The organism is uncultured Thiodictyon sp., assembly GCA_903837595.1.
Taxonomy (GTDB): Bacteria; Pseudomonadota; Gammaproteobacteria; order Chromatiales; family Chromatiaceae; genus Thiodictyon.
This window is the reverse complement of record CAILVI010000384.1, coordinates 1-5370: the sequence shown is the minus strand read 5'-3', so window position 1 is coordinate 5370 and position 5370 is coordinate 1. Positions and strand designations below refer to the sequence as shown.

Genomic DNA, 5370 nt, shown 5'->3' with positions numbered 1-5370 from the left:
TGTGAAGACGATCTTCCTGTGCCGTTACCTGGCCGACGAGGGGCTGCGCCGCGAGGTGCAGGAGGGCCTCAATGTCGTGGAGAACTGGAACAGCGCCAACAACTTCATCTTCTACGGCAAGAGCGGGGAGATCGCCACCAACCGGCTCGAGGACCAAGAAATCTCCGTGCTCGCCTTGCACCTGTTGCAGGCGAGCCTGGTCTACGCGAACACCCTCATGCTCCAGCAGGTCCGGGAAGAACCCGGGTGGCTGGAGCGGATGCAACCGGAAGACCGACGGGGGCTGTCGCCGCTGCTCTACTATCACGTCAATCCCTACGGCAGCTTCGAGCTCGACATGGCCAAGCGGTTGCCGCTGGCGTGGGCGTGACTCTTGACGAAAGGTGCATTTTGTTTAGAGTCGACATCTTCGCACTGAGTCCAAACAGCGGGTTAAGCTGGCCCCAACGCGGGCGCCGTCCGGCGTAAAGTAACGAGTGACCAACCATGCCCGCGACCGATGCCGTCGACCTGCACGAAAAGCCGAAGAACTTCCTCACCGAGGCGGAGGTCGAGCGGTTTCTTCAGGCGGCCAAGGCTGGCCGGCATGGCGTCCGGGATCATTCGATGATGCTCTTGACCTATCGGCATGGGCTGCGCGAAACCGAGCTGTGCCGCTTGACCGTGGCCGCCTTGGACCTGGAGAGCGCCCGGCTCTGGGTCGAGCGCTTAAAGGGTAGCCTCTCGACCCACCATCCGCTCGACGGCGAGGAGTTACGGGCGATCCGGCGCTACCTGCGGATCAGGGACTCGCGCTTGCCCTGGCTGTTCGTCTCCGAGCGCGGTGGGCCCTTCACGCGTCAGGGGGTCTACTACCTGGTCCGACGGATCGGCGAGCGCGCTTGGCTGGGCAAGGTCCATCCGCACATGCTGCGCCATACCTGCGGCTACGCCCTGGCAAACAAGGGGCACGACCTGCGGACCATCCAGGATTACCTCGGCCACCGCGATCCGAAGCACACCGCGATCTACACCCGCACAGCGGCCAAGCGGTTTGAGAATCTGTGGCGGTGAGCGCCGGCTGCTTGAGGAGGATCGGGTCAGATCAGGATACGTGTAAAAATTAGTAACCCCAGGATGACGGGCACGGGCACGGAAAACCCGCTTGAAAGTCGCCCCCACCGAGTCATGATAATCAGTTAGTTACAAAGCGCGGCGAGAGGGTACCGGAACCATTTTGTTTTCAGTATGGGGTGAGGCCATGCTGAAGCGATTAGAATAAAAAAACGAGAATTCATGGCTTTGCTGCAAGATTAGTCATTTTTGCACCTATCCTGATCAGATCCGAAAGTCGCAAGTACGGTTCTTAGGGGTGCTGGGTGGCGGTCACGTCACCTGGCTACTCGACCCAATGATTGTCAGACCCCGTTTACGAGGCGCCAGTCGACGCAAAACCCTGGGAGTGATGCATGACAGACACGGATGACCGATCCGCCTCCGCGATCCCCCCGACAGACCTTCGCGGGGAATCGGAACCGGGTCCGGAACCGACCCTGCGGCAACGGGCCGAGCAGATCGCGGGCGACACCGCGGCCCAGTCGCCGGAGGTCCTCGCGGCACTGTCAACGCAAGACTTCCAGCAGATCGTCCATGAGCTGCGGGTGCATCAGATCGAACTGCAGATGCAAAACGAGGAACTGCGCCGGGCGCAGGCGCAGATCACGGTCGCGCACGCCCGTTGCTTCGACCTCACCCTGAGCAATGCGTTCGATGCGCTGCGCGACAACGAGGAGGGACTCACTCTGGCGCTTGACGCCGCGCAGTTGGGCATCTACGACTGGGCGATTGCCGCCAACCGGATCCGCTGGTCACAACAGCACGAACGGCTCTGGGGCCTCGCCCCCGGGGGCTTCGATGGGACCTACGAAGGCTTCCTGAGTGGCGTGCATCCAGACGATGTTCCTGTGGTCACCGAGGCACTTGCACGTTGCATGGCGACACGGGAGCAATTCTCCAGCGACTATCGGGTCATCTGGCCCGACGGCAGCCTCCACTGGCGGCATTCCCTGGGCCAGCTGATCCGTGACGAATGCGGCGCGCCGCAACGCCTCGTCGGCACAACCCAGGACATCACCACGAGCAAACTCGCCGCGGAGACACTGGAGCGCAATCAAGCCATGCTGGCGCGCACCGAGGCGATCACGCACGTCGGTAGCTGGGAATGGGATATCGCGACGGACACCGTGACCTGGTCGGCCGAGTTGTTCCGCATCATGCAGCGCGACCCGGCCGCCGGGGCGCCGTCCTTTGCGGACCAATCGCAACTCTATTGTCCCGAAGACAGGCAACGATTCCGTGAGACGGTGGACGCCGCCCTCACGCAGGGCACGCCCTTTGAGTTGGATCTGCGCGCCATGCGCACGGATGGCGCGACGCTGGTCTTAATGGTCGTCGGCAATGTGGAAATCGGCACGGACAAGCGTGTGACGCGCCTCTTTGGATATGTTCAGGACGTCACCGAACGCCACGTGGCCGACCGCGCCCTGCGCGCTAGCGAGCAACGGTACCGCGCCATGATCGACGTCGCACCGGTGCCGTTTTTCGTGATCGGTGCGCAGCTGCGCATCACCTATCAGAACCGGGCCTGTTTCGAGCTGTTCGGCTATACGCTGGCGGATATTCCTACCCTGGTGGAGTGGTATGCGCTGGCCTATCCCGATCCCGACTATCGCCAATGGATCAAGGACCGCTGGCGGGAACGGACCGAGCTGGCCCGGCACAACGGCGGACGATTCGTGACGGTGCCGGAGGTGACCATCCGCTGCAAGAATGGCAAGGATCGCACCGTGCTGGTCGGGACAACGGCACTCGGTTCAGCCTTCGCGGAACCCTTCCTGGTCAGTTTCTACGACGTCACCGACCTCAAACAGGCCCGCGAGGCGGCCGAGCAGGCGACCCGGGTCAAGTCCGAATTCCTGTCCAACATGAGCCATGAGATCCGCACTCCGCTCAATGCCATGCTGGGCCTGGCGCAATTGTTGGAGGGTGAGGCGCTGTCCGCCGAGCAGCGCCACCTGGTCCAAGGGCTGCGCACGGCCGGGCGGTCCCTGCTCGGGCTGGTCAACGACATCCTCGATCTCTCCAAGCTCGAGTCCGGTCGGTTGCGCCTGGAGGTGCGGACCTACGCGCCGGCGGCGGTGCTGGCCCAGGTGACGAGCCTCCTGGGTCAGCAGGCCCGGGCCAAGGGGCTCGACTTCCGGCTCGAGATGCCGGCGGGACTCTCCCCCTGGCTGCGCGGGGACCCGCTGCGGTTGGAGCAGATCCTCGTCAACCTGGTCGGCAACGCGGTGAAATTCACTGAGCACGGCGGGGTGCTCATCCGGGTCAGCCAACAGGAGGTCGACACCCGGACGGTGCGTCTGCGCCTGGAGGTGCGCGACACCGGGATCGGGATCAGCCCTGAGGACCTGGCCATCCTGGGTACCCCCTTTACCCAGGCCGATGGGAGCATTACCCGCCGTTTCGGCGGCACCGGGCTGGGCCTGGCCATCAGCAAACAGTTGGTGAAGCGGATGGGGGGTCGCGTCGGGGTCGACAGCACCCTGGGGGTCGGCAGTACCTTCTGGTTTGAACTACCCTGTGAGCGGTCCAGCGCGAACGACCCGCCGCCGCAGGAGGCCGCGCCCGCCGAGCGGCCAGCCGGACCCTGCCTGAGCGGCGTGCATTGTCTGGTGGTGGATGACAGCCCCCTGAATCGGGAGGTGGTCGAACGTGCATTGAGGCGCGAGGGTGGCCGGGCGACCCTGGTCGCCGATGGCCAGCAGGCCCTGGACTGTCTGCGCGCCCACGCCCAGGAGATCGATGCCGTGCTGATGGACCTCCAGATGCCGGTGATGGACGGACTGACCGCGACCCGCGCGATCCGCCAGGCGCTTGGCCTGACCGCGCTGCCCGTGATCGCCTTCTCCGCCAACGTGCTGGCCGAGCAGCGCCAACGGGCGCAGGAGGCCGGGGTCAGCGACTTCCTGGCGAAGCCCGTGGACCTGGATGACCTGGTCGCGGTGCTGCGCCGCTGGACCCACCCGCCACCGGCGGTTGCGCCCGGGGCCGCGGGGCCGATCCCGATCCCGGTCCCGACGCCGTCGCCAGGTCCGGCGGGGTTTCCGGACATCCCCGGCATCGATGGTCGCCGGGCGGCGCGCCTGCTCGACCAGGACTGGTCGTTCTTCCTGCGTCTGGCGCATCGGTTTGCCGCCGATTTCGCCGACGCAACCCGGCAGACACACCAGGCGCTGGCGCGCGGCGAGGTCATTGGCGCCGCCCGACGACTGCATACCCTGCGCGGCCACGCCGGGAACCTTGGCGCACTCGCACTGGCGCAGAGCGCCCAGGTGCTGGAGACCGCGCTCTCCGACCCGCGGGTGGACCCGGCGCCGGCGCTGGCGGACTTCGATGCGCGGTTGTGCGCGCTGCTCACCGCGCTGGCACCCTGGCTGGACGGTGCAGCACCGGTGCCGGGTGCAGACCCCGATGCGCCGCTGGACGAGGGCCGGCCCGCCGCGCTCTGCGACGCCCTCCCCGGGCATGATCTGGCGGCCCTGGATCTGTTCGAGCTTGAAGTAATGCCCGAGAACCCCGCCGCCTGGATCCTGATCGTCGATGACGATCCCGTCAGCGTAGAGATCATGGCGCGGGCGCTGAAGCCCGTGTGCCGGTGCGACTTTGCCTTATCCGGACCGCAGGCGCTGGAGCGCCTGGCCGCGGAGCGGTTGCCGACGCTGATCCTGCTCGATGTCATGATGCCCGAGATGGACGGTTACACCCTGTGCCGGACGCTTCAGGCCGACCCGCGCCTGAAGGGCGTTCCGGTGATCTGCGTGACCGCCAGCCAGGATTCGGACAGTGAGACCCAGGCCCTGGAGGCCGGCGCCGCGGATTTCATCGCCAAACCGATCAACCCGCCGGTGCTGCGTCTGCGGGTTGAACTGCAACGCCAATTGCGCGAGCGCGAGCAGGCACTGCGTGACAGTGAAGCGCGCTTTGAACACCTCGCCCATTTTGACGCGCTGACCGGGCTGCCCAACCGCCTGCTGCTGGCCGACCGTCTGCACCAGGCCATGGCGCAGACCCGGCGACGGGGGCAGGGCCTGGCGGTGGCCTATCTCGACCTGGATGGCTTCAAGGCCATCAATGACACCCACGGACACGCCGTTGGCGACCAGTTATTGGTGACCGTAGCCGACCACTTTAAGCAGGCCCTGCGCGAGGGCGACACCCTGGCGCGCCTTGGTGGCGACGAGTTCGTGGCCGTGCTGATCGATCAGGAAGACAGCGACGCGAGCGTGCCGCTGCTCAACCGCCTGCTGGCCGCCGCCGCCGCACCGATCCCCC

The 5370-nt window shown here is 65.8% G+C and carries 3 protein-coding genes; all 3 read left to right on the top strand.

Annotated elements, in window-relative coordinates; translation table 11 throughout:
* On the top strand, positions 1-370 hold a 370-nt coding region (locus QZY44_RS22630), incomplete at its 5' end, for a Tn3 family transposase (RefSeq protein WP_295452913.1).
* A gap of 116 nt (positions 371-486) precedes the next feature.
* On the top strand, positions 487-1053 hold the full coding sequence (locus tag QZY44_RS22625; protein ID WP_295452908.1) for a tyrosine-type recombinase/integrase: 567 nt from the start codon (positions 487-489) through the stop codon (positions 1051-1053).
* A gap of 395 nt (positions 1054-1448) precedes the next feature.
* Positions 1449-5370 (top strand): response regulator (locus tag QZY44_RS22620; RefSeq protein WP_295452905.1); only part of this gene is annotated, 3922 nt, incomplete at its 3' end.

What these genes read in the sequence shown, in the direction of transcription:
- QZY44_RS22625 (WP_295452908.1), top strand. Translation starts at nt 487, where the DNA reads ATGCCCGCGACCGATGCCGTCGACCTGCACGAAAAGCCGAAGAACTTC.